Consider the following 3,211-nt stretch of genomic DNA (forward strand, 5'->3'; position numbering starts at 1 on the left):
CGTAGGGATCGCGGGCGTGGACGAAGACTTCCTCTTCCTCCTCGAACCATTGGTCGACGGCTTTCCAGGTGAAGGCGATGCGGCCGGCCAGAGGCGCCAGGTTTTCATCCGGTGTCGACACGAACGCCCAGGCCGCGTTGGCGCTGCGCCTGTCACCGCTGTCGATATCCCAATAGGCGGTTTCGCCACCGACCGGGTGCGGTTCGCGATGCAGTGAGGGTCTCAGCACCGACGGGTCGACCGCTGACGGCGGGAAGAAATAGATCGGCAGGAAATGGTTGGAGCGCAGCACGAGCACGTTGCGGCTGTCGGCGATGGTGCGGCCGCCGAACTTGACGCGCACGCGCTTGGGGCTGTGCAGGACATTGACGAGCTGCGGCGCGGTGGCTTCGCGCGGCTGCAATCTTGGTGCAACGGTCATGATCGTTCTCCCGGCCTGACGTCAGGACACCGCGCGCGCATTGTCGCGTTGTTCGGCGAAGCGATTGGCTGGCCGCGCCAGGCCGAAGCGGTCGCGCAGCGTTCCCGGCGCGTATTCGGTCGGGAACACGCCGCGCCGCTGCAGCTCCGGAACCACCTGTTCGGCGAAATTCACCCAGTCCTCGGGCAGCAGCGGGAACATCAAGTTGAAGCCGTCGGCGGCACCGGAAACGAACCAGTCCTGCAACTGGTCGGCGATCTGTACCGGCGTGCCGGCGACGGTCGGCACCGAACCGCTGTTGGCGAGTTTGCGGGCGATCTCGCGCAGGCTGAGATTCTGCTTCGCCCATTGCCTGACCCGGTTGAGCGACGTGCGTCCGCCGTTGAACGTGCTCTCGTCCGGCAGCGGCGGCAATGGCCCGTCCGGCGGGAACAGCGACAGGTCCAACCCGCTCCAGCTGGACAGAAGGTCGATGCCGACCTGATCCGGCAGCAAGGTCTGCAGGTATTCCTGCTTTTCCCGGCCTTCTGCTTCGGAGGCGGCGACAACAGGCAGGATGCCGGGCAGGATCTTGAAGCTCTCCGGCCGCCTGCCGTGGCGGGCCAGCCGCTCGTTGATATCCTGACGGTATTTGATGCCATCTTCCTTGGTGCTGTAGATGGCGAAGTGCGCATCGGCCTGGGCGGTGGCGAAGTTCTTGCCGTCCTCCGAGGAGCCCGCCTGGACGATCAGCGGATGGCCCTGCGGCGGCCGCGAGACGTTGAGCGGGCCGCGGACCTTGAAGTGCTTGCCCTTGTGATCGATGGGATGGACCTTGTCGGGGTCGGCGAAATAGCCCGACGCCTTGTCGATCAGCAGCGCCTCGTCTTCCCAGCTGTCCCACAGCGCTTTGACGATATCGAGGAATTCGGCCGCACGCTCGTAGCGGAACGCATGTTCGATATTGCCGTCGCGGCCGAAATTGCGCGCCTCCTCGTCCATCGCCGAGGTGACGACGTTCCACGACGCCCTGCCCTTGCTGATGTGGTCGAGCGAGGCGAACATGCGCGCCACATTGTAGGGCTCGCTGTAGGAACTCGATGCCGTGGTGATCAGGCCGATATGCTTGGTCACGCCCGCCAGCGCCGAGAGCAGCGTCAGCGGTTCGAGGCGGGCATTGGCGTAGTGGGCGACGCCGCTCTTGACCGAATCCCAAATCGAAACGTGGTCGGCGACGAAGATGGTGTCGATCCTGGCGCGCTCGGCCGCCTGCACGAGATCGCGGTAGAATTCGAAGTCCAGCACCTCCCGCCTCGGCGCCCTGGGATGGCGCCACGACATCCGGTGATCGCCCTGCGGGTTGAAGAAGAATGCGCTGAGGATCATGTGGTCTCGAGCCATGACGGCCTCCTTCCAGATCTGCTCCGGAGACCGTCGCGCTGCTTGCCTAAGCCGCGACAATCTCTGCTGATGCGAGAAAGGTAGATTGCGCTCCGGCTTAATCCGAGTAATTTTATAGAGATAATGCACTCCGAAAGCGGAAGCGATTGCCCTCGATGGCGGCGCTGGAAGAAAGTGGTTTCAAGTCCCCATGTCCTCCTCGGTTCTGAACGTAGACCAGCTGTCCGTCGCCTATGACGGGCGCAAGGGATCGCATCCCGCCGTCAGCGGCGTGTCGCTGCACATAGGCCAAGGCGAGGCGCTCGGCCTGGTCGGCGAGTCAGGATCGGGCAAAAGCTCTGTGGCGCTCGCCATCCTGCGTTATCTGCCGAAGAACGCCCGTATCGCGGCCTCAGCGCTTGAATTCCAGGGCCGCGAAATCCGCGACCTTTCCGCCGAGCAGCTCCGCCGGCTCAGGGGAAATCAAATCGCGGCCGTCTACCAGCATCCGGGCGCGGCGCTCAATCCAAGCATGACGATCGGCCGGCAGATCACCGAGACGATCATGCGGCACCGCCCGGTTCGCCTCGACGAGGCGCGCGAGCGTGCGACCGAACTGCTCGGCCGGGTCCGCGTCAGCCATCCGGAGCGTGTGCTGGATCTCTATCCGCACGAACTCTCCGGCGGCATGCAGCAGCGCGCAAACATCGCCATCGCGATTGCGCTCGACCCGTCGCTGCTGGTGCTGGATGAGCCGACGACGGCGCTCGACGCCAGCGTCCAGTCCGAGATCATCGCCATCCTCTCCGACCTGCGCAAGGATCACAAAACCAGTATCCTGCTGATCAGCCACGACATCCACATGATCCGCCGCTCCTGCAACCGGGTGGCGGTGATGCAGGCGGGAGCCGTGGTCGAAAGCGGCGTTGCGGGCGATGTCTTCGACAACCCCTCTCACGCCTACACCAAAGCGCTCATCGCCTCGATCCCGGCGCTCAACTACACCAAGCGGGACGGAAGACTGGCGGAGACGGACGGCATGCCAGCGCACCCCACAGCCCAAGGCGAAGACGCCGGCTTGCCAAAAGAACGCCGGATCGCGATCGCCTGCAAAGGCATCAGTCATGCCTTCGGCAGCCAGTCAGTGCTGCACGGCATCGATCTCGACATCGGCCAGGGCGAAACCTTCGGGCTGATCGGCGAGTCCGGTTCCGGCAAGTCGACACTGGCAAGGATCGTCACCGGCCTGCAGACGCCCAGCGCCGGATCGGTCGAACTGTTCGGCAGGACGGTCGCGCCGCGCGTCGAGAAGAGAAACCTTGCCGAACGCCGCGACGTGCAGATGGTCTTCCAGTCGCCGGATCGCACGCTCAACCCGCGCCAGCGGATCGGCCGCATCCTCGGCCGCCCGCTGCGCCGGCTCGCCAGCCT

General features: G+C 64.8%; 3 protein-coding genes. 1 reads left to right on the plus strand and 2 read right to left on the minus strand.

What is annotated here, in order from left to right; all coding sequences use genetic code 11:
* Both EOC06_RS43730 and EOC06_RS28090 read right to left on the minus strand, forming a co-directional pair.
* A partial coding sequence (locus EOC06_RS43730) for a DUF427 domain-containing protein (RefSeq protein ID WP_245470145.1) occupies nt 1-421 on the minus strand: 421 nt, incomplete at its 3' end.
* A 21-nt stretch (nt 422-442) separates the two neighbouring features.
* On the minus strand, nt 443-1,801 hold the full coding sequence (locus EOC06_RS28090) for an LLM class flavin-dependent oxidoreductase (protein ID WP_128309317.1): 1,359 nt from the start codon (nt 1,799-1,801) through the stop codon (nt 443-445).
* Nucleotides 1,802-1,991: 190 nt separating this feature from the next.
* Here EOC06_RS28090 and EOC06_RS28095 point away from each other — a divergent pair.
* Nucleotides 1,992-3,211, plus strand: a 1,220-nt coding sequence (locus tag EOC06_RS28095) for an ABC transporter ATP-binding protein (RefSeq protein WP_164898773.1), incomplete at its 3' end; no start/stop codon positions are given.

The sequence above is a fragment of the Mesorhizobium sp. M7A.F.Ca.MR.362.00.0.0 genome (assembly GCF_004023175.1).
Lineage (GTDB): Bacteria > Pseudomonadota > Alphaproteobacteria > Rhizobiales > Rhizobiaceae > Mesorhizobium.